We start from the raw sequence: 20,981 nt of genomic DNA on the forward strand, positions 1-20,981 counted from the left end.
TACCGAACCGCACGGGACCCTACCCGAGGGGTCGGGCGCACCGCGCCCCGGGGGTACTCGCCGGTAGCCTCCGGGCGTTCACTTCCCGTTCATCAACCGTTCCAGCCGGTCGAAGCGTTCGTGCAGGGCGCGTACCGCCTCCTCGCCCAACTCGTGGGCCCCGTACGCCAGATGGTGCCGACGCTTCTGCTCCCGTCCGACGAACCAGGTGGCCAGCGCGGCGGTGACCATGCCGTACGTGGTGATCCCGACGACCATCACGACCGCGCCGACGACCCGGCCCCACGGGGTCACCGGGAAGAAGTCGCCGTACCCGACGGTCGTCGCGGTCTCGATCGACCACCACAGGGCCTTCGGGTACGACGTCAGATTCGCGCCCCGCGCCCCCTGTTCGGCCCCGACGACGGCCCATGACCCGGCGAGCATCACCACGACCAGCACGGCCGTCGCCGCGCCCGCCGCCTTCAGATGCAGGGACCGCCCCTCCCGGCCGAGCAGCAACGCGACCGCCCTGGTGAGAAATCCGGGCAGCATGACGACTCCTTGGGACGCGGACGGGCCATGGGCCCAGTGTCGGCGCGGCCTCCGGGGCGGGCATGCCGGGCGGGGCGTTCGAGTTGCCGCGCGGGCGTGGCGGATGTGGGCTGTGAGGAACCCGCGCCCACCGCGGCCATGACCGATGTGAGCCGTGGGGGCCCCGCCCCAGCGCGGCCATGACCGATGTGAGCCGTGAGGAACCCGCCCACCCTTGGAAAGCACCGGCGCCCCATGCCGGCCCAGCCCCGATCCGTGCCGGAGACCTTCGCGTTCGCCTGCGGGGACTGCGGGCACGGCTGGGAGGCCACGTTCCAGGTCATGTTCTTCACCGACCCGCTGGACCCCTCGGGCCTGACCACCCAGGAGTACGTCGACGAAGCGGGCCGGGCCGTCAGATCGCCGCTCGCCGAAGCGGTCTGCCCGAAGTGCGGCGGCCGGAAGGTGCGCGTCCTGGAGGCGGGCCTCGCCGAACGGGCCCGGAAGGCGGAACACGAACGCGGCGGACACGGGCCGCACCACCGCCCCCATCTCCCCCACCGCTCGCCCGAACGGCCGGACTGAACTGCCGGCGGGCGCGCGCTCCCCCTCCCCTCCGCCGAATCCCGGGACATCGTGATCATCGGGCGGCACAATGGCCCCTGCGGTCGGCGGTGCCTCGATCGCGGGAGCGCAGGAGCCTAGGAGCGACGAGAGGACGGACGACGTGAGTGACACCCCCACCAGCGGGTCGTCGAGGCTCAACACCGGCGTCGCGCACAACGCACGCGTGTGGAACTACTGGATCGGCGGCAAGGACAACTACGAGGTCGACCAGCAGGTCGGCGAGCACGTCGCCACGATGTTCCCGATCATCCGGGACATCGCCCGCGCCGACCGCGAGTTCCTCGGCCGCGCGGTGACCCATCTGGCCACCGACCGCGGTGTACGGCAGTTCCTGGACATCGGCACCGGTCTGCCCACCGTCGACAACACCCACGAGATCGCCCAGCGCATCGCGCCCGACGCGCGGATCGTCTACGTCGACAACGACCCCATCGTCCTCGCCCACGCCCGCACCCTGCTGACCAGCACCCACGAGGGCGTCACCGACTACATCGACGCCGACGTGCACGACCCGGCCGCGATCCTCGAACGGGCCGGAGGCACCCTGGACTTCACCCGTCCCGTCGCCGTGATGATGCTGGGCATCCTCAACTTCGTCCTCGACTACGACAAGGCCCGCGACATCGTCCGCCAGGTGCTGGCCGCAGTACCGTCCGGCAGCTACCTCGTGCTGACCCACCCCACCTTCGACGACGAGCTCGGCGGCGCGGGCCAGATCCCGGCCATGGAGTTCTGGAACGAGAACGCCACCCCGCCGATCACCGCCCGCAGCGGTACGGACATCGCCGCGTTCTTCGAGGGCCTCGACTTCCTCGACCCGGGCCTGGTGTCGTGCTCGCAGTGGCGGGCCGACGCGAACTCGCCTGTCGTGGTGCCGCAGTTCGGCGCGGTGGCCGTGAAACCCTGACGCGGGACCCGTACCGGCAGACCCCGTCGTGGAGGACGTATGACCACCCTTGCCGACCCCGTACCCGGCGGACGTCCCGGTGACGTCGACCGCGCCACCGCGCTGAGCGGCGAACTGTCCGGGAGAGGCGTTCACGGGGTGGTGCTGTCGTACGTCGACACCGCTGGCATCGGCCGGGTGAAGACGGTCCCCACGGCGAAGCTCGCCTCGGCGGCGGCCTGGGGCGTCGGTATGTCCCCGGTGTTCGACACCTTCCTCGCCGACGACTCCATCGTGACGACCGACGTCCTGGGCTCCCCCGACGGCGACCTGCGCCTGTACCCCGACCTCGACCAACTGACGGTCCTCGCCGGGCAGCCCGGCTGGGCGTGGGCGCCGGTCGACCGGATCACCCAGGAGGGCGACCGGCACCCCGGCTGCACGCGCACGCTGCTGCGCCGGATCGTCGCGGACGCCGAGCAGCGGCACGGTCTGACCTTCAAGGCGGCCGTCGAGGTCGAGTGGGCGGTGGGCCAAGGCCCGGCGGCCCAGGGCGACTTCACACCCGCACTGTCGGGCCCGGCCTACGGGGCGGTCCGCCAGGTCGAGTTGAGCGAGTACACGGCCGACCTGCTGGCGGCCCTCGCGACGCAGGGCGTGGACGTCGACCAGCTCCATCCCGAGTACGCGGCAGGGCAGTTCGAGGTCTCGGTCGGCGCCCTGGACCCGGTGGCGGCGGCCGACCGGAGCGTGCTGGTACGCCAGACGATCCGCGCGGTCGCCCAACGGCACGGCCTGGTCGTCTCGTTCGCCCCGGCCGTCTTCGCCGAGGGCGTCGGCAACGGCGGCCACCTGCATCTCTCCGCCTGGCGCGAGGGCGTCAACCTGCATACGGGCGGCGGGGGTCGGTACGGCATGACGGCCGACGCGGAGGCGTTCGCGGCCGGCGTCCTGACCCACCTCCCCGCGCTCACGGCCGTCACCGCCCCGAGCCCGGCCAGCTATCTCCGCCTCAAACCCTCCCAGTGGGCCGGGGTGTTCACCGCGTGGGGCCGCGAGACCAGAGAGGCCGCGGTCCGTGTCGTCACCGGCACGCTGGGCCTGCGCGAGCAAGCCGCCAACCTGGAGGTCAAGCCGGTCGACCTGGCAGCGAACCCGTATCTGGCCCTCGGCTCCGTCATCGCGGCGGGCCTCGACGGCATCGCCTCGGCCGCCGTACTCCCCGAGGAGATCACCGGCGACCCGGCCCGGCTGGACGCCGAACAGGCGGCGGCCCAGGGGGTACGTCGGCTGCCGACCTCGCTCGCCGAGGCGGTCGCCGAGTTCCGCAAGGACGAGTGTCTGCGGGGCGCCCTCGGCCCGGTCCTCGCCGATGCGGTGATCGCCGTACGGGAAGGCGAGATCGCGGCGGTGGCCGGGCTGGACGATACCGGGATCGCGGCGGCGTACCGCTGGAAGTACTGACGTGACCGCGGTCCACGAGGCGCTCGCGGAGCTCAGCCTGGTCGACCACCACTGCCACGGCGTGGTCACCGAGGACCTCGACCGGGACGGATTCGAGACCCTCCTCACCGAGGGCGGTCGATGGCCGGGCAGCGGCATCTCGCCCTTCGACACCCCGGTGGGCGTATCGGTACGCCGCCACTGCGCACCCCTGCTGGACCTGGACCGGCACGCCCCGCCGGAGGCGTACCTGGCCCGCCGGGCGGAGCTGGGCGCGCGGGAGGTGAACCGGCGCTTCCTCGCCGGGGCGGGGACCGGCACGTACTGCCTGGACACGGGCCTCGGCCCGACCGAGCTGGCCGCGGACGACGTGTACGAGGTCGTAAGGCTGGAGAGCGTGGAGGAAGCCCTGGTGGCGAAGGGCGTGGAGCCCGACGACTACGCCGAGGCCTTCCGCGCGGCCGCCCTCCAGGCCGTCCAGCGCCAGCGTGCGGTGGCGGTGAAGTCGGTGGCGGCGTACCGCACGGGATTCGATCTGAACCCGGCCCGTCCGTCGGCAGCGGAGGTGGAGCGGGCGGCTCGGGATCGACTGGCGACGAGCGGGCGGCTGACGGACCCGGTCCTGGTCCGGCACGTCCTGTGGACCGCCGTCGACCTGGGCCTCCCCCTCCAGCTCCACACGGGCTTCGGCGACAACGACATCCGCCTGCACAAGGTCGACCCCACCCACCTCACGGACTGGCTGCACCTGACCGCCGGCACGATCCCGGTCCTGCTGCTGCACTGCTGGCCGTACCAGCGGCAGGCCGGCTATCTGGCCGCGGTCTTCGAGCAGGTGTACCTGGACGTCGGCCTCACCCTGCACCACGTCGGCCCGGCGCGGGCCCGGGCCGTCCTGGAGGAGGCCCTGGAGATCACACCGTTCCGCAAACTGCTGTACAGCTCCGACGCGTACGGTCTGGCGGAGTTCTACGCGCTCGGCGCGCTGTCCTTCCGCCGGGGCCTGGGCGAGCTCCTCCAGGACCGGGTGGACACCGACGAGCTGAGCCCGCCCGACGCACGCCGGCTCGCGGAGTGGGCGGGAGCACACAATGCGCGTCGGGTCTACCGCCTTTCCGGCCCCTCCTGAAAGTATGATCAAGCAATGTCTGACATGACCGAAACCACGCCCGGCTGGCTGACGACCGACGACCTCGAGCAGGCGCGCGCCCGGATGCCGATCCTGTACGTCGAGGCCGTACCGGTGCGCGTCGACGACAGCGGCGAAGTCACCAGCGTCGGCCTGCTGCTGCGCATCGGCCCCGACGGGACGGTCAGCCGGACGCTGGTCTCCGGACGCGTGCTGCACCACGAGCGGGTCCGCGACGCCCTGATGCGGAACCTGGAGAAGGACCTCGGCCCGGTGGCGCTGCCCCGCATCCCGACCGCCCCGCAGCCCTTCACGGTCGCCGAGTACTTCCCCACGCAGGGCATCACGCCGTACCACGACCCCCGTCAGCACGCGGTGTCGCTGGCCTACGTCGTCCCGGTCACCGGCGACTGCCGCCCCCGGCAGGACGCCCTCGACCTGGTGTGGTTCAGCCCCCAGGAAGCGGTGTCGGAGGCGGTGCAGAGCGAGATGCCGGGCGGGCACGGGGTGCTGTTGAAGCAGGCGCTGGCGTATGTGGGGTGCGTGATCTGACCTTCGGCGGCGCCCTGCCTTGACGCCCCTGGCGAATGGGGGGAGAGTCATAGGTATACGTCGTAAACATACGACGTTCTTCCGCGTACTCGGGAGCGTCGTGCCATGACGCGCAGCGGCCCCGGCCCCCCGTCCACCGTCCTCGTGACGGGCGGAGCCGGATTCATCGGTTCCCATGCCTGCGTCGAGCTGCTCGACCACGGCTACGAGCTGATCGTGGTCGACGACTACTCCAACAGCACGCCTGAGGTCCTCACCCGCGTGGAGCGGATCGCCGGCCGGTTCGTCGGCGCCGTCTACGAACTCGACGTACGGGACCGGCGCTCCCTGTCGGCCGTCTTCGACCGGCACGCCGTCGACGCCGTGCTGCACTTCGCCGCGCACAAGGCGGTCGGCGCCTCGGTGCGGAGGCCTGTCGAGTACTACGACACCAATGTCGGCGGCACCACCTCGCTGTTGCGCACCATGCACGAGCACGGCGTGCACCACCTGGTGTTCTCCTCCTCCTGCTCGCTCTACGGCGAGGCCGGCCCCGGCCCCCTCGACGAGTCCACGCCCGCCCGCCCCACCAACCCCTACGCCGCCTCGAAGTGGCTGTGCGAGCAGATCCTCACCGACGTCTGCCGGCGCTGCCCCGAGTACACGGTGCTGAGCCTGCGCTACTTCAACCCGGCCGGCGCCCACCCCAGCGGGCTGCTCGGCGAGGACCCGCGCGGCGAGCCCGGCAACCTGATGCCGTACGTCGCCCAAGTGGCCGCCGGACGACGGAAGTTGCTACGGGTCTTCGGCGGCGACTACCCCACGCACGACGGCACCGCGGTCCGCGACTACCTCCACGTCATGGACACCGTCGAGGCGCACCGGGTGGCGTTGGACCACCTGGCCGACGGACCCGGCATGCAAGTCTTCAACCTCGGTGTGGGCAGGGGCAGTTCGGTGCTGGACGTGGTCGCCGCGTACGGGCACGCGGCCGGCCGGGAGGTGCCGTACGAGATCGTGGCCCGGCGTCCCGGCGACGTGGCCGAGCTGGTCGCCGACGCGTCCGCGGTGGAGCGCGCCTGGGGCTGGCGGCCCACCCGGGACCTGGCGGACATGTGCCGCGACTCGTGGCGGTTCCAGCAGCTCAACCCGCAGGGGTACGCGGGGTCGGCGCGGCACCTGAACGGGAAGCGGTAAGCGCTCCGCGGGGTGGCGAGGTGAGCGTGAAGGCCGTCTCGACGAGGGCGATGTGGCTGAACGCCTGGGGCGTGTTGCCCAGTTGACGGCCCGCGTCCGGGTCCCACTGCTCGGACAGCAGGCCCACGTCGTTGCGGACGGCGAGGACACGCTCGAACGCCTCCCGGGCACGGGGCAGTTGGCCGGTGGCGGCGAGCGCGTCCGCGTACCAGAGGGTGCAGGCGACGAATGCCCCCTCGGCGCCGCGCACTCCGTCGACCGCGTGCGCGTCGGGGCCGTCCGGGGCATACCGCCGCACGAAGCCGCCGTGGTCGAGGCGCCGCATCGCGCGGACGGTGGCGCGGACCCGCTCGTCCCCGGCGGGCAGGAAGCCCAGGCGGGGGATCAGCAGCGCCGAGGCGTCCAGGGCCGGGGAGCCGTAGGACTGGACGAAAGCTCCTCGGCGCGGGTCCCAGCCCTCCCTGAGGATCTGCCGGCGCACGTCGTCGCGCAGGGACCGCCACTGGTCGGACGTTCCGTTCCTGCTCAGGAGCGCACCCATGCGCAGGGCGCGGTCGGCGGCCACCCACACCATGACCTTGGAGTGCGTGAACTGCCGTGCCGGTCCCCGGACCTGCCACAGGCCTTGATCGGGTTCGCGCCAGTGCCGCTGGAGGTGGGCCATGAGCTCCTCCACCAGGTCCCAGAGGTGGGCCGGCAGCGGGATGCCGGCGCACAGGGAGAGGTACAGGGTGTCCAGGACCTCGCCGTACACGTCCAGTTGGAACTGGTCCACGGCCGCGTTGCCGAAGCGGACGGGGCGGGAGCCCTCGTAGCCCGGGAGCCAGGGTGCCTCGGTCTCGGGCAGCAGACGCTGACCGCCGACGCCGTACACGGTCTGGAGCCCGGCGGGGTCCCCGGCGATGGCCCGGACCAGCCAGTCCAGCCAGGCCGTCGCCTCCTCCCGGTAGCCGCTGCGCAGCAGACAGGACAGGGTCAGGGTGGAGTCGCGCAGCCAGCAGTAGCGGTGGTCCCAGTTGCGCCCGCCGCCGAGGCGGCCGGGCAACGAGGTGGTGGGCGCGGCGACGATGGCGCCGGTAGGGGCGTAGGTGAGGGCCTTGAGGGTGATGAGGGAGCGCAGCACCGCCTCGCGGTACGGGCCCTCGTAGCGGCACCGGGCGCTCCAGCGGCGCCAGAAGTCGCAGGTCTCCTTCAGGACCGTCTCGGCGGGCACGAACAGCGGCGCCGGTGGTTCCGGCAGGTGCGAGGGGGCCCAGACCAGGGTGAACGCCAGCCGTCGGCCGGCCTGGACGGTGAACTCGTGGACCGTACGGTCGTCGCGCGCGGACTCCCGCACCCGGCCGTCGGTGTGCAGCCAGACGGCGTCCGGGCCGGCGACCGCCACCGCGCACTGGTCGACGGCCCGGATCCAGGGCGTGACCCGGCCCTGGTGGAAGCGCAGCCGCAGCTCGCTGCGCAGGCGTACGGTGCCCGAAAGACCCTCCACCACCCGTACCAGACAGGGCAGTTGGACCCGGGGCGGCATGAAGTCCGTGACCCGGACGGCTCCGGTGGGGGTCTCCCAGCGCGAGTCGAGGACCAGGGTGTCCTGCCGGTACGCCCGGTGCACGCAGGCGCCGCCGCCGACGGGGGCCACCCGCCAGTGGCCGTTGTCCCGCGTCCCCAGCAGGGCGGCCAGACAGGCGGGTGAGTCGAAGCGGGGAAGGCACAGCCAGTCGACGGAACCGTCCCTGCCGATCATGGCGGCGGTCTCCAGGTCGCTGAGGAGGGCGTAGTCCTCGATGGGTGCGTTCATGGTCGGGTCCGCTCGTGATCATGCGGCCTCCGACTCGGCCCGCCGCAGGAGGGGTTCCCACCAGGAGCGGTGGGTGCGGTACCAGTGGACGGTCCGGGCGATGCCGGTCGCGAGGTCCGTGCATGGTGCGAAGCCGAGTTCGTCGCGGATTTTGCTGAAGTCGACGCTGTAGCGGCGATCGTGGCCCTTGCGGTCCTCGACGTGGGTGACCATGCCCCAGTCGGCGCCGCACTCGCGCAGCAGCAGGGCCGTCAGGTCGTGGTTGGAGAGTTCGTTGCCACCGCCGATGTTGTAGACCTCGCCGGGACGGCCCGCGGTGCGGACGAGTTCGATGCCGCGGACGTGGTCGTCGACGTGGATCCAGTCCCGGACGTGCAGGCCGTCGCCGTACAGCGGCACCGGTCGGCCGTCCAGCAGTCGGGTGATGAACAGCGGGACGGCCTTCTCCGGGAACTGGTACGGGCCGTAGTTGTTGGAGCAGCGGGTGACCCGGACGTCGAGGCCGTGGGTGCGGTGCTGGGCCAGGGCGAGCAGGTCGGAGGCGGCCTTGGTCGCGGCGTAGGGCGAGTTGGGGCGCAGCGGGTCGGTCTCCGGCCAGGAGCCGGCGCGGATCGAGCCGTAGACCTCGTCGGTGGAGATGTGCACGAAGGTCCGCAGGCCGTGCCGCAGGGCCGCGTCGAGCAGCGTCTGGGTACCGACGACGTTGGTGCGGACGAACGCGGCGGGGCCGAGGAGGGATCGGTCGACGTGGGACTCGGCGGCGAAGTGCACGATCTGGTCGTGCGTGGGGACGAGCGGGTCGACGAGGTCGGCGTCGCAGATGTCGCCGCGGACGAAGTCGAAGCGGCGGTCGTCCCGGACTTCGTACAGGTTGGCGGGGTTTCCGGCGTAGGTGAGGTTGTCGAGGACGGTGACAGCGATGTCGGGTGGTCCGTCCGGGCCGAGCAGGGTGCGGACGTAGTGGGAGCCGATGAAGCCGGCTCCGCCGGTGACCAGGATGCGGGTCGTGATCATGACGAACTCGGTTACGGGATCTGGACCTTGCTGTGGTCGCCGAGCACGAGCCGGTGCACGGCGTGGGTGCGGGGCGAGGGAGTCACCTCGACGTGGTGGCCGATGAGGGAGACCTCGATCCGGCGCATGCCGACGACGGACGCGCCGCGCAGCACGATCGAGTACTCGATCTCGCTGTCCTCGATGCGGCAGTCCTCGGCGACGGAGGTGAACGGCCCGACGTAGGAGCCGGCGATCACCGTTCCGGCTCCTACGACGGCCGGTCCGACGACACGGCTGCCGAACACCTTGGCGCCGTCGTCGATCCGGACCCGGCCGATGATCTCGCTGGCCGGGTCGACGCTTCCCTCGATCCGCGGTTCGAGCGTCTCCAGGACGGTCCGGTTGACCTCCAGCATGTCGGTGACGTTGCCGGTGTCCTTCCAGTAGCCGGAGATGGTCGTGGCGCGCACGTCCCGCCCCTGGTCGAGAAGCCACTGCAGCGCGTCGGTGATCTCCAGCTCGCCGCGCCGGGAGGGCACGACGGCCCGTACTGCCTCGTGCACGACGGGCGTGAAGAGATAGACGCCGACGAGCGCGAGGTCGCTCTTCGGCACCGCGGGCTTCTCCTCCAGCCCCACCACACGCCCCGTCGCGTCGAGTTCGGCGACGCCGAAGGCGGTGGGGTCGGCGACCCGGGTCAGCAGGATGCGGGCGTCTGGCCGCTCCCGGCGGAAGTCGTCGACGACGCCGGTGACGCCGCCGACGATGAAGTTGTCGCCGAGGTACATGACGAAGTCGTCGTCGCCGAGGAAGTCCCGGGCGATCTGGACGGCGTGGGCGAGCCCGAGGGGCGCGTTCTGGCGCAGGTAGGTCGCCCTGAGGCCGAAGCGGGAGCCGTCGCCGACCGCGCGGCGGATCTCTGGCGCGGTGTCGCCGACGATGATGCCGGCCTCGGTGACTCCGGCGGCGGCGATGGCCTCCAGGCCGTAGAACAGCACGGGTTTGTTGGCGACGGGGACGAGTTGCTTGGCGGAGGTGTGGGTGATGGGGCGGAGGCGGGTGCCGGCTCCGCCGCAGAGGACGAGTGCTTTGAGTGTCTTCGGCACTTCAGGTGCTTTCATGACGGCCGCCCCACGGGTTGTGCGCTGTGCCGTTCGGCCACGAACCACTCCACGGTGTGCCGCAGCCCTTCCTCCAACGGCACCTTCGGGGACCAGCCGAGCCCTTCCCGGGCCCGGCACGGACATGTCCTCCGCGGAGCAGCGCCTCGCATGGATGCAGATCCGGGAAGCCGATGCCGCTGCTCACCACGAGACGCATGGGATGCCTCCTGCCTGCGCGCCGAAACCCGGGCGGCCCAGCGCGCGGAGCGTCCACCCCGCCGACAACCAGGGAACCGGGTCCAGGGTGTTACGCGCATCAACGATCGTCGGAACCCGCACCACCGTCGCGAGAACGGCGGGGTCCAACTCGCGGTACTGAGGCCACTCGGTCAAATGGAGGACGATGTCCGCCTGCTCGCACGTCTTCGCCACGTCCAGGGTGAACTGGAGGGACGAGTGGGCGACTCTGGCGTTGTCGATCGCCTCTGGGTCATGCACCCGCACATGAGCTCCTCTGCGCCGTGCGGCGTCCGCGACCGCGAGCGCCGGCGAGTCCCGCACGTCGTCGCTGCCGGGCTTGTAGGCGGCGCCCAGAACTGCGACATTCCGGTCGGCCAGGGAGCCGCCGACGAGGCCCTCTGCCATGTCGACAGTGCGCCTCCGCTGCCGGATGTTGATTTCGTCCACTTGCCTGAGGAAGGCCACTGCCGGCCCTTGGCCGAGTTCCTCGGCAAAGGCACCGAGAGCCCGGATGTCCTTGGCTAGACAGCTCCCGCCGAAGCCGAGGCCCGGGGCCAGGAATCGGAGGCCGATTCGCGAGTCACAGCCCATCGCCTCGGCGAGCGTGAGTACATCGGCGCCTACGGCCTCACAGATCTCCGACATGGCGTTAATGAAGGAGATCTTGGTCGCGAGGAAGGCATTCGAGGCAAGCTTGACCAGCTCGGCGGTGGGCGGATCGGTGACGATGAACGAGGTGCCGTCCTGCAACAGCGGTGCGTAGATCTCCCGCACACGCACCTCGGCCCAGGCCGACCGCGCCCCGACGACGATCCGCTCGGGACACAACATGTCCTCGACCGCACGGCCCTCGCGCAGGAACTCAGGGTTCCAGGCGACCTCGATGTGCAGCCGCCGGGCCAGGCGGTCGGCGGTGCCCACGGGGACAGTGGACTTACCCACGAGCAGAACTCGCCCATCGGTGGGCAGATACCGTGCCAGCTCATCCACAGCGGCGTCGACGTAGGTCAGGTCGGCGGCGTGGGAGCCGCGCTGCTGAGGAGTGCCGACGCAGAGGAAGTGGGTGTCGGCGAAATTCGCGGCCTCGGCCAGTGAGCCGGTGAACCTCAGTCTGCCCGCGTCCACGGCCCGCTTGACCAGTTCGGACAGTCCAGGCTCGAAGAACGGAGGTCTGCCGGCGGCGAGCGTGGCGATCCGCTCCGTGTCGACGTCCACGCCGAGCACTTCGTGGCCGATGTCCGCCAGGCAAGCAGCCTGGACTGCTCCTACGTATCCGGTACCGGTGACTGTGAGGCGCATGTCGGTCTCCGTGGGGAGCGTGGTGGCTGCGAGCTGGTCAGGGGGCGGGCAGGGGAAGGCCCAGCAGGTCGCGGTAGCAGGCGTCGACGGCCGCGCACATCACCTGCGGGACGAAGGTGGTGCGCACGCGTCGGCAGCCCTGTCGCCCCATGGCGGCGGCCTGGTCAGGGTGATCAAGCAGCCAGCCGATCGCGCGCGCGGCTGCGTCCGGGGCGGCGGGCTCCACAAGCAGCCCCGTGGCTCCGTGCTCCACCAGATCGGGTACACCGTTCACAGCGGTCGCGACAACCGGGCGGGCGGCGGCCAGCGCCTCGGTAAGGGCCCGGCCGAGCCCCTCGTACAGCGAGGTGATGGCGAAGACGTCGAGGCCGGCAACGAGCCAGGAGGCGTCCTCTCGGTACCCGGTGATGGTCAGGTCGACGCCGAGTTCCGTGGCGAGCAACCGGACGTCGTCTTCCAGAGGCCCGTCGCCGATTATGACGAATGCGGTGTCCGGGTGCTCGACGCGCAGGGCGGCCGCCATCCGGACGAAGTCCAGCGGCGCCTTCTGGGTGTCGAGGCGGCCGACGGTGCCGATCAGGGCAGTGGTGCGGGGTATCCCGAGCATGCGGCGGGCCATCGGGTCGAACCGATGGGGGATTTGGGACAGGTCGACAGCGGACGGCACCACTTGGACGCGGCCGGGCGGGGCGAGCCGGTCCTTGACGGCCTGCTCGGCCACCCGGGGGGCGACGGCGAGGAATCGGTGGGTGAAGCGTCGCGTGAACCGCTCCAGAAAGCGGTACAGCGCACCCCGGGAGCGAGACATGTACGGGTGGAAGCTGATGCCGTGGAAGGTGTGCACGACGACCGGCGTCCGGCACAGCCGTGCCGCGACCCGGCCGAGGAAGCCGCCCTTGGCGGAGTGGGTGTGCACGACAGTGAACCGCTCGCGACGGATCAGCCGCGTCAGCCGCCACAGGACCAAGAGGTCGGCGGGGGCCAGGGTATGCCGGAAACCACGCAGTTCGACCGTGCGGAGTCCGGCCGCGCGGGCCCGGTCCCAGAGTTCGCCGCCCGGCACGCCGGCGATCCACACCTCGTAGCACCCCTGGTCCATGCCCGCCGCCGAGAGCAGGGTGTTGCCCCCCGCCCCGGCGCGGAACCGGGTGATGACATGCAGGACCTTGATGCGAGGCAGCACCGGCGGTTCCGGCAGCTGAACCGCCGGCGCCACCTGAGGAGGCGGCGCGGGCCACCGGACGGTCACGCCGTCCTGCCGAGCCGCGCCGGGGACCAGAGTCCCGTTTCGCATCGCCGTTCACCACCGATGACAAAGATGTATATTTACGACGTATACATACATCTTCGCCCTTCGGGCAATCGTGGTCAATCCGGCGGAGGATTCGCATGGCTCTGGCCGACCCGGAACGGATCCGGAAACTGCTCGTGTGTCCGCGTTGTCGGTCGCCCCTGGTGACGGACGGCGACAGTGCAGTCTGCAGGACACCTTCCTGCTCCCAAAATGTCTTTCCCATGGTCGGTCGCTGGCCAGTCCTGATCGACTTCGAACGTAGCGTCGTGAGCCAGCAGGAATTTGGACCGGCCACAGGCCCGCCCCACCTCCCGGGCCTCGTCCGTCACCTCCCCGCTCCGGTGCGCCGTGTGTGGAAGCCGCCCAACCGGGTCGCCGCCCACAACGTTGAACTGCTGTTGAAGGGCCTGAGCGGCTCCGCGCGGACGCTGCTGGTGGTCGGAGGGGCCACGGTCGGCAACGGGGTGGAGGCCGTCTACCGCGCGCCAGACGTGGAGGTGATCGCCTTCGACATCGTTCCCAGTCCAGTGACCCAATTCATCGCGGACGCCCACAGCATCCCGTTGTCCACGGCGAGCGTAGACGCGGTTCTGGTTCAGGCTGTACTGGAGCATGTGATCGATCCCCTTCGGGTCGTCGCTGAGATCCACCGGGTACTCAAGGACGAGGGACTCGTCTATGCGGAGACCCCGTTCCTCCAGCAAGTGCACGCTGGCGCACACGACTTCATGCGGTACACCGCAAGCGGCCACCGTTATCTGTTCCGGCGCTTCGAAGAGCTGTCCGCAGGCCTGGTGACGGGCCCGGGCACTCAACTGCTCTGGAGTGTGGAGCACTTGGTCCGCGGCCTGACGCACTCCGCCCTCGCTGGCCGTGCGACCCGCGGCCTTCTGTGCTGGCTACGCGCGCTGGACCATCTGGTCCCCGAGAACTTCGCTCTGGACGACGCTTCGGCCCTGTACTTCCTGGGGCGAAAGCGCGAACGAGCAATGACAGCCCAGGAGATCGTCGCCTACTACCGCGGAGCACAGGCCTAGACACACAGCGGGTCCAGCCCCATTCACAACTACTCGTCCAGCTCTGCGCCGCCCTTGCGGGCGACACCGGCGACAATGTAGCGCGAATGCTCGGCCACGAGACGCTCGAGGACCAGGCGGTCCATCGTTCCGAGGGCCCGGCGCTGCACCTCCGAGCGTCCGAGCAGTCCGAGGACCCCGAACGCCCTGATGTCTGTGCCGTCGAACGGAGACAGCAGGGCGCCGATCTCGTCGAGGCCGACGTAGCGCCATCCATGACGGCCCCACCCGAAGCGGCTGCGCAGGTGTGCGTGCAGCCGACTCCCCCTTGCCCCTTCGGCGAACCAGAGTTCCCCACCGTTGCGCAGTGCCCGCCAGATGTTCCCGACCGCGGCTCGCTGCAAGCCCACGGCGTCCCCGCCCCGCATGCCGAAAACGCCGAGCAGCGACTTGAACACGATCACATCGAAGCTCGCCGTGTACGGAATATCGAGTACGTCGATCGCCTCGTACGCGATGCGGTCCTCGACGCCGTGGGCGGCATGGCAGCGACGGAGTGCGTCGGAGGGGGCCTCGGTGCCTGAGCAGACCACTGCGAAGCCTTTTGCGGCCAGCCACAGGGAGAGGTTCCCATGTGCTCCGCCGGCGCCCACCTCCAGTGCTTTGAGCCCGGTCGCCCTCAACTCCGTGCGCTGCTCCCAGAAGGCAAGGGCTCTGGACCAGTTCGCTGCGTCCCAGCCGACGCTCTCCCAAACCAGTGTCGTAGCCATGGTGATCACACTGCTGCCGGGCCCGGGGACCGTCGGCGGTGCCCGGCGAGTTCAGCTCGCACCATCGCCGCCAGACCAGTGCGCAGATCAGTACGCGGGCGGTAACCGAATGCGTCCCGGGCCACGCTGATGTCGGCGGCGGTGCGACGGGCGTCGCCGGGGCGAGCGGGGCCGGGTACCACGTTCACGGGGTCAGTCAGCTTGCCGAGCAGCGCGACGACCTGGCGCATCGTCACCTCGCAGCCACCGCCGAGGTTGGCCACACCGATCCAGGAGGAGGTGGCTGCCTCGCGCATGGCCCTCACCACGTCCCCGACGTAGGTGAAGTCACGGCTCTGGCCACCGTCTCCGTAGAGGGGGAACGGTCGGTGTGTGCAGGCGGCCGCCACCAACCGGGCGAACGCCATGTCGGGCCGCTGCCGGGGGCCGTACACACTGAACAGCCGTAGAGAGGTGGCCGGGACACCGAACGCGGTGCGGTACGCCTCGCAAAGTTGCTCGGCGGAGAGTTTGGTGACGCCGTATGGCGAGACGGGACTCGGCCGCACCGTCTCTGGGGTCGGGTATGCCTCCGCGTCTCCGTACACCGACGAGCTGGAAGCGAAGACAAGCCGGGGCAGTCTCGTGTCCCTGGCCGTCTCGAGCACGCGCTGGGTCACCAGGACGTTCCGTTCGAGGTACACCGCGAACTCGACTCCCCAGGAACCGCGGACGCCGGGCTGGCCCGCCAGGTGGTACACGGCGTCCGCGTCCGCGAACAGGGGCTCCAGACGGAGGTCCAGGAGATCGGCACGGCGGAATGCGAACCGGTCATTGCAGAGCAGCCCGGCCAGGTTGAGCTGTTTGCGCCAAGGTTCGTAATAATCGGTCAACGCGTCGACTCCGACGACCTCGTCCCCGCAGGACAACAAGTATTCGCACAGGTGGGAGCCGATGAATCCGGCTGCTCCGGTCACCACGGCATGCATCAGGATCGGCCTCCCCGGACCCGAAGGGCAGATATCACATACACGATGGTGCGAACGGTGAACCGCAGAACGTCACCGACGGTGGCGTGGGCAAGGAACTCCGCGTCCAGGGCGACACGTTGCGGCACGAGCACGGTCAGGTAGAACTGCTCGGGATCGGGGCGGCCCTCAAGAGCGGAGGCGTACGCACGCGACTTCAACTGGCACGGACCAGTGAGCCCCGGACGGTGCCGGAAAATCCAACGGAGTTCGAGCGGATAGCGCTCGGCAAGGTGCGGGACCTCGGGGCGCGGCCCGACCAAGGTCATGTCGCCGCGCAGCACGTTCCACAGCTGCGGCAGTTCGTCCAGGCTGAGCCAGCGCAGCAGCCGACCGGTTCCGGTCACCCGTGCGTCGGTGTTGGCAGTGACGCCGGGGCCCGCGCAGCCATTCCGCATGCTGCGGAACTTGTAGAGGGTGAACTCGGTCCCGCCCGCCCCGACCCTCCGCTGCCGGAAGAGCACCGGCCTGCCGCTCGTAGTACCGACGAGTACAGCGAGCAGCACCAGAAGCGGGGCGAGGGCAATCAGCAGGGCAGTGGCGACGGCGACGTCCAGGATCCGCCGCGCGAGACCGGGCGATGCCGCGCTCGCGGTGCGCAGAGCCTGTTCGGGAGGATGGCCAACGGTGCTCATAGGATGCCCTTGGTACCGTATATTTACATCGTAAACGCAATTTACCGCCGCATGCGCCGCGAGGTCAAGCGCTGCGTCTGCCCGCCCCTCACGTTCAGGTGGCAAGCCGCCGGAGAGCGACGTAGGTTCGAAGGATGTTCGAGCCGTTCTACTTCTCGTCCGAACCCCTGTCGGCCCTCGCCGACCAACACCGTGACGCGTTCCGCAACGCACGGCCGTTCCCTCATGTCGTCCTGAACGACTTCCTGCCCAACAGTGTGCTCGACAAGGTCGTCGCGGAGTTCCCCGAGCCGGGCTCGACGCCCTGGAAAAGGTTCGACAAAGCGACTTCGAAGAAGCTGGCGAGCGAGGGGGACGCCTTCTTCGGTGAGTTCACACGCCACGTGCTCACGCAGTTCAACTCCGCGACGTTCCTCGGCTTTCTCGAGGATCTGACCGGCATCGACGGCCTGGTGGGAGATCCATATTTCGAGGGGGGAGGGCTGCATCAGATCGAGCGGGGCGGCTTCCTCAAAGTGCATGCGGACTTCAACCGGCACGAAAAGCTGCGTCTTGACCGCCGACTGAACGTTCTCGTCTATCTGAACAAGGACTGGGAGGAGTCCTACGGGGGCGCGTTGGAACTCTGGAATCGGGAGATGACACGTGCGGAGAAGCGCATTTTTCCCGTGTTCAACCGATTCATGGTCTTCGCTACCACGGATTTCGCCTACCACGGCCATCCGGAGCCACTGGCCTGTCCACCCGACCGGACCCGCCGTTCGATGGCGCTCTACTATTACACGAACGGCCGCCCGACACAGGAACAGAGTTCCGGGCACAGCACCCTCTATCAGGCGCGGCCGGGCGAACGCCGGGCTCGCGCCCGCAGGGCAGTCGAGCGTGTGACACCACCGGTCTTGCTCGACGCCGCGCGGCATGCGAAGCGGCGCATGGTGTCGCATTAGCGTCGCCGCAGCGCCGGTCCGGGGGGCGGCCCCATCCCGTGACCCTCGCGGAACCATCCCAGGAACCGCCAGTAGGCGGCCACAGTGGGTGCCACGTCCCCCCATCGCCGCCGCAGAGCCACGACCGCCAGCCGCGCGAACGGTTCCACCGACAGGCTCAGCACCATGAGCAGCCACGCCTGATGCGGCTTCCACTGCCGGAATGCGTAGCGGCTGCGGCTGCACAACAGCAAGTAGTGTCGCCACGGGCCGAGTTGAGCGGAGCTCACCTGGCCGATGTGACAGACCCTGGCCTGGTTCACGTGATACGAGGGCCAACCGGCCCGGCGTGCCCGCAGGGAGAAGTCGACCTCTTCGAGATACAGGAAATAGCCCTCGTCGAAGCCGCCCAGATCGGCGAACAGGGACCGGCGCACCAGAAAGAACGCCCCGATGACCTGATCCACCGGGCCCGAGCGGGTCAGATCATCGGGCCTGAGATGGTGCGGCGGGAAGAGTGCGGGTACGAGCTGGTCGAGTCCCGTCATCTTGCCGACATATGTACGCAGGCTGGGGAACCTGGAGCAGGACACCTGAGGACGGTCGTACTGGTCCACCATGAGCGCGCCGAAGATCCCGAAGCCGTCCGCGACGGGCGCCCGCAGCATCCGGCCCACGACCCGCAAGGCATCGGGATGCAGCCGTGTGTCCGGGTTGAGGAAGAGCACGAAGTCGCTACCACCGCGGGCGGCTCCCTGGTTGCAGGCTGTGGCGAACCCGCGGTTGCGCCCGTTGCGCACGACCTCGTGGGGGATGTCCGCCGTGGTCAGACCGTCGGCTGAGCCATCGGTGGAGGCGTTGTCGACGACCACGATCCGCGCCACCCGGAACTGCGATCGGTCGCTTGCGACTATCGAACGCAGGCACTCCCCCAAGCACGCGCCCGTATTCCAGTTCACGATCACCACATCGGCGGTGGGAGGCGTCCCCTCGGCGGCGATCACAGCGACACCGCTTCGAGTTCCACGGCCGCCACCCACCGGGGCAGCCACACGTCGAACGCGTACCGTCGAGCGGTGATCTCCCGGGCGGTCCGCCCGAGTTGCTCCCGCGCGGCAGCGGAGCCTCCGATCAGGGCGAGGATGGCGCTGATCCAGTCGTCCTGAGTTCGCGCACGGGGCATGCCGAACTGGTCGAGCAGATCGGCGTTGACCCCCAGCGGGCTGGCCACGGCCGGCAGCCCCGCGGCGGCGTACTGCAAGAGCTTGTAGCCGCACTTCCCGAGGCTGTACGGCGTGGCAGGCAGAGGCATCAGGCCGATGTCCATCGCGGCCAGGGCAACGCCCTGACTGTCCGGGCTCCACGGGACGCGGTCGATGAGGGACTCCAGGTCACCGAGGGTCCGCGCGGTCGTCCCGACGAGGGTCAACCGCGCGCCGGTTCTGCGATGCACCTCTGTAATCGCATCGGCGATCTCCAGCAGATACGCCTCGTTGTGCGGTGAACCGATCCAGCCGAGCCGCGGTGGGTCGCGCAACTCGTACGACACCTTGGGCATGTAGTCCTCGACGGCCACGCAGCTCGGGATGACGACCACGTCCCGCTGAAAATGCGAGGCCCAGTCGGCCAGAACCAGGTTGCCGGCGATGACCCGGTCGGCCTGGCTCACGGCCACCCGCGCCTTGCCCGCCTTCGGAGCCAGCCAACGTACGAGGGAACCTTCTCCGTGGTCCCACTGCAGAGCATCGTCGAAGTCATACGCGGCGAACTCGGCGCTAGCAAGCAGCCGCCGCTCCCACCATCCGCGGCTGAGGGGGGAGGCCTCGCGGTGGAGCAACAGCCGCCGCGGGTGAGCCCGCGCCAGCGCACCCAGTCCAAGTTCCGCGCGGGCGACGGACAGTGGACGACGGGCAAGGCGGGAGGGGGCAGCGTCGGACAACGACAGGTAGCTGCCCACGGTGACCTCTGCGCCGAGGCGATCCAACCACTCAAACACGCGGACACGCGAACTCCCGCCGCTCCGCCCGTACGGAGTGACGGCACACAATTCCGGGCCATGATTCACGCAAGCTCACCGCGCAAGAATCTTCACCGATGCGCCATTCGATGCATCGCATCGCGTTTACGATGTATATGTACATCTTAAGCAGGATGTTCGACGCAGGCAACGGTCGGTCCGAGATCTCCGTACGTTTGCAGCGTCGACGCCTGCGGCACTTCGCAGGCCCGGACCATGCCGGTGAGCAGCCCGACCGACAGATAGAACAGAACCCGAAGAACGCTGCCCTCGAAGCTCGACTCGACCGCGAAGACGACGAGTTGTGCGATCAAGGTGAAACCGATGACCCGGGCCGCCGGACTTGTACGCCAGCGGGAGAAGAAGAACAGCGCCATCCCGACCAGAGTCAGTGAGACGATCACGCCCAGCAGAAGACCGAAGTTCAGCGCCTGTTGGAGATAGGTGTTGTGGACACGTGCCAGATCCTGGATGCCGCCCGGCGCAGCCCCGGCGCCGTAGCCGAGCACCGGACGATCGGCGATCTTGTCCACCGCCTCGACGGCGAATTCCGTGCGGATGACGACATTGGTCAGGCTGAACCGGGAGGCGAAGAACTCTCGTGTGTCCGGATTGAGTTGATACAGCGTCACAATGGCTGCCAAGACTGTGGCCACTGCAGCTATGGCCTTGCCGACCACCTGGGTTCCGATCCGCCGGTTCCTGACGAGATTCCCCAATCCCGCGAGCACTGCAGCCGTCAGCAACGCGGCGATCACCCCACGCGACAGCGTGCACACGACGGCGATGAGAGCAACGTACCCGGCCACCGTGCATCTGCGGTCGTGACGAGTGTGCCCCCAGTACAACAGGATCGGCACAAAGACCGCGAGGACGCTGGCGAGGTTGTTAGAGGGGCCGAGGACCGGATGCGACAGTCTGGTGTAATACGACAGATATCGGTCCGAGCCGACTGGCGCCGACACCTCCTCGGGGGCGAAGCCGGGCACCCGCAGCAAGAGCAGGGCGGCCGGGATGATGAGCAGGTAGCTGTAGCGCCTGATGTATGTGATGACCCGATCCGGAGATGCCCCGGCCAGCTCCCGCACGATGAACAGGTAGGCGATGACGCCTTCGGCATAGACGATCGTGGCGCGGAAAGTCGCCCCACGATCCTGTGTCCACAGCATCGATGAGCCGCAGATGGCCATAGGGATGCACAGCAGCGCGAACAGCTGTGGGTAGCCCACATCCAACGGCTTGGTGACGCAGCCGAGGACGAGGCTCACCGCCACGATGCCCAGCATGATGTCCAGGAGGGAGAGCGAGTCGAAACCAGGTGCGGACACGGCGAAACGCACCGGCATCGCGGCGGCGATCAGGACCAGTCCGAGCAGAATCCGAGGCTGTGTCGCCGCCCGCAGAGAGCCGTACGGGATCTCAGCCATGGCATCCGTCCTCGCTGATCTCCGCCGAGGGGAGGCACTCCACCGCATCTGTTCCCCGCCTCAGCTCGTCCCGAGTCCAGGTGAGGCTGAGCGCGGTAGTGTCGCCCACTCGCACGTCGTGCCCGTGCGC

The 20,981-nt window shown here is 69.5% G+C and carries 20 protein-coding genes; 8 read left to right on the top strand and 12 right to left on the bottom strand.

The features are described 5' to 3' along the window. Positions 1-78 precede the first annotated feature (78 nt). Positions 79-534 carry a potassium channel family protein gene (locus tag IQ210_RS26435; RefSeq protein WP_194081626.1) on the bottom strand — a complete coding sequence of 152 codons (456 nt, stop codon included), beginning with the start codon at positions 532-534 and terminating at the stop codon, positions 79-81. A 255-nt stretch (positions 535-789) separates the two neighbouring features. Here IQ210_RS26435 and IQ210_RS26440 point away from each other — a divergent pair, with 255 nt between their 5' ends. From IQ210_RS26440 to galE, 6 genes are all read left to right on the top strand, one after another. Next, positions 790-1,098, top strand: coding sequence for an FmdB family zinc ribbon protein (locus IQ210_RS26440; RefSeq protein ID WP_322656777.1), 309 nt, complete (start codon positions 790-792; stop codon positions 1,096-1,098). Positions 1,099-1,240: 142 nt separating this feature from the next. Further along, positions 1,241-2,047 carry an SAM-dependent methyltransferase gene (locus tag IQ210_RS26445; RefSeq protein ID WP_256781465.1) on the top strand — a complete coding sequence of 269 codons (807 nt, stop codon included), beginning with the start codon at positions 1,241-1,243 and terminating at the stop codon, positions 2,045-2,047. A gap of 39 nt (positions 2,048-2,086) precedes the next feature. Beyond that, entirely contained in the window at positions 2,087-3,490 is a 1,404-nt protein-coding gene (locus tag IQ210_RS26450; protein ID WP_194081629.1) for a glutamine synthetase family protein, read from the top strand. Position 3,491: 1 nt separating this feature from the next. Then, positions 3,492-4,598: an amidohydrolase family protein gene (locus tag IQ210_RS26455; RefSeq protein ID WP_194081630.1), complete on the top strand. Its 1,107-nt coding sequence runs from the start codon at positions 3,492-3,494 to the stop codon at positions 4,596-4,598. 24 nt (positions 4,599-4,622) lie between these two features. Then, the gene (locus IQ210_RS26460) at positions 4,623-5,150 is read left to right on the top strand and encodes an NUDIX hydrolase family protein (RefSeq protein WP_194081881.1); all 528 of its coding nucleotides are present in this window, start codon (positions 4,623-4,625) and stop codon (positions 5,148-5,150) included. 105 nt (positions 5,151-5,255) lie between these two features. Continuing rightward, positions 5,256-6,326 (top strand): UDP-glucose 4-epimerase GalE, encoded by a 1,071-nt coding sequence (gene galE, locus IQ210_RS26465; RefSeq protein WP_194081631.1) that lies wholly within the window; start codon positions 5,256-5,258, stop codon positions 6,324-6,326. On the opposite strand, the gene IQ210_RS26470 is transcribed toward galE, so the two are convergent. The 5 genes from IQ210_RS26470 to IQ210_RS26490 form a co-directional block, all read right to left on the bottom strand. Continuing rightward, positions 6,274-8,121, bottom strand: coding sequence for a glycoside hydrolase family 15 protein (locus IQ210_RS26470; protein ID WP_194081632.1), 1,848 nt, complete (start codon positions 8,119-8,121; stop codon positions 6,274-6,276). The genes galE and IQ210_RS26470 overlap by 53 nt on opposite strands. 18 nt (positions 8,122-8,139) lie before the next feature. Further along, a complete protein-coding gene (rfbB, locus tag IQ210_RS26475; protein ID WP_194081633.1) occupies positions 8,140-9,135 on the bottom strand; it encodes a dTDP-glucose 4,6-dehydratase in 996 nt (331 codons plus the stop codon). 11 nt (positions 9,136-9,146) lie between these two features. Then, a complete protein-coding gene (locus tag IQ210_RS26480) occupies positions 9,147-10,238 on the bottom strand; it encodes a glucose-1-phosphate thymidylyltransferase (protein ID WP_194081634.1) in 1,092 nt (363 codons plus the stop codon). 183 nt (positions 10,239-10,421) lie between these two features. Continuing rightward, positions 10,422-11,759, bottom strand: coding sequence for a UDP-glucose dehydrogenase family protein (locus IQ210_RS26485; RefSeq protein WP_194081635.1), 1,338 nt, complete (start codon positions 11,757-11,759; stop codon positions 10,422-10,424). A gap of 37 nt (positions 11,760-11,796) precedes the next feature. Further along, positions 11,797-13,053, bottom strand: a complete 1,257-nt coding sequence (locus IQ210_RS26490) for a glycosyltransferase (RefSeq protein ID WP_194081636.1) — start codon at positions 13,051-13,053, stop codon at positions 11,797-11,799. Positions 13,054-13,319: 266 nt separating this feature from the next. Between IQ210_RS26490 and IQ210_RS26495 the strand changes: the two genes are divergently transcribed. After that, entirely contained in the window at positions 13,320-14,090 is a 771-nt protein-coding gene (locus IQ210_RS26495) for a class I SAM-dependent methyltransferase (protein WP_194081637.1), read from the top strand. A 29-nt stretch (positions 14,091-14,119) separates the two neighbouring features. On the opposite strand, the gene IQ210_RS26500 is transcribed toward IQ210_RS26495, so the two are convergent. Genes IQ210_RS26500 through IQ210_RS26510 form a run of 3 tightly spaced genes read right to left on the bottom strand, consistent with a single transcriptional unit; the run spans position 14,120 to position 16,481 of the window. Beyond that, entirely contained in the window at positions 14,120-14,839 is a 720-nt protein-coding gene (locus tag IQ210_RS26500; RefSeq protein ID WP_194081638.1) for a class I SAM-dependent methyltransferase, read from the bottom strand. A 5-nt stretch (positions 14,840-14,844) separates the two neighbouring features. Next, the gene (locus IQ210_RS26505; protein WP_194081639.1) at positions 14,845-15,807 is read right to left on the bottom strand and encodes an NAD-dependent epimerase/dehydratase family protein; all 963 of its coding nucleotides are present in this window, start codon (positions 15,805-15,807) and stop codon (positions 14,845-14,847) included. Further along, positions 15,807-16,481: a sugar transferase gene (locus tag IQ210_RS26510; RefSeq protein WP_194081640.1), complete on the bottom strand. Its 675-nt coding sequence runs from the start codon at positions 16,479-16,481 to the stop codon at positions 15,807-15,809. The genes IQ210_RS26505 and IQ210_RS26510 overlap by 1 nt, the downstream gene beginning before the upstream one ends. A gap of 134 nt (positions 16,482-16,615) precedes the next feature. Here IQ210_RS26510 and IQ210_RS26515 point away from each other — a divergent pair, with 134 nt between their 5' ends. Beyond that, positions 16,616-17,428, top strand: a complete 813-nt coding sequence (locus IQ210_RS26515) for a 2OG-Fe(II) oxygenase (protein ID WP_194081641.1) — start codon at positions 16,616-16,618, stop codon at positions 17,426-17,428. Here the strand turns inward: IQ210_RS26515 and IQ210_RS26520 are convergent. The 3 genes from IQ210_RS26520 to IQ210_RS26530 all read right to left on the bottom strand — a co-directional run bounded on the left by IQ210_RS26520 (position 17,425) and on the right by IQ210_RS26530 (position 20,851). Beyond that, the gene (locus tag IQ210_RS26520) at positions 17,425-18,411 is read right to left on the bottom strand and encodes a glycosyltransferase family 2 protein (protein ID WP_194081642.1); all 987 of its coding nucleotides are present in this window, start codon (positions 18,409-18,411) and stop codon (positions 17,425-17,427) included. The genes IQ210_RS26515 and IQ210_RS26520 overlap by 4 nt on opposite strands. Then, positions 18,408-19,076, bottom strand: coding sequence for a glycosyltransferase (locus tag IQ210_RS48270; protein ID WP_194081643.1), 669 nt, complete (start codon positions 19,074-19,076; stop codon positions 18,408-18,410). Before IQ210_RS48270 ends, IQ210_RS26520 begins: the two co-directional genes overlap by 4 nt. Positions 19,077-19,549: 473 nt before the next feature. After that, entirely contained in the window at positions 19,550-20,851 is a 1,302-nt protein-coding gene (locus IQ210_RS26530; RefSeq protein ID WP_194081644.1) for an O-antigen ligase family protein, read from the bottom strand. Positions 20,852-20,981 lie beyond the last annotated feature (130 nt).

Source organism: Streptomyces justiciae (assembly GCF_015163075.1).
Taxonomy (GTDB): domain Bacteria; phylum Actinomycetota; class Actinomycetes; order Streptomycetales; family Streptomycetaceae; genus Streptomyces; species Streptomyces justiciae.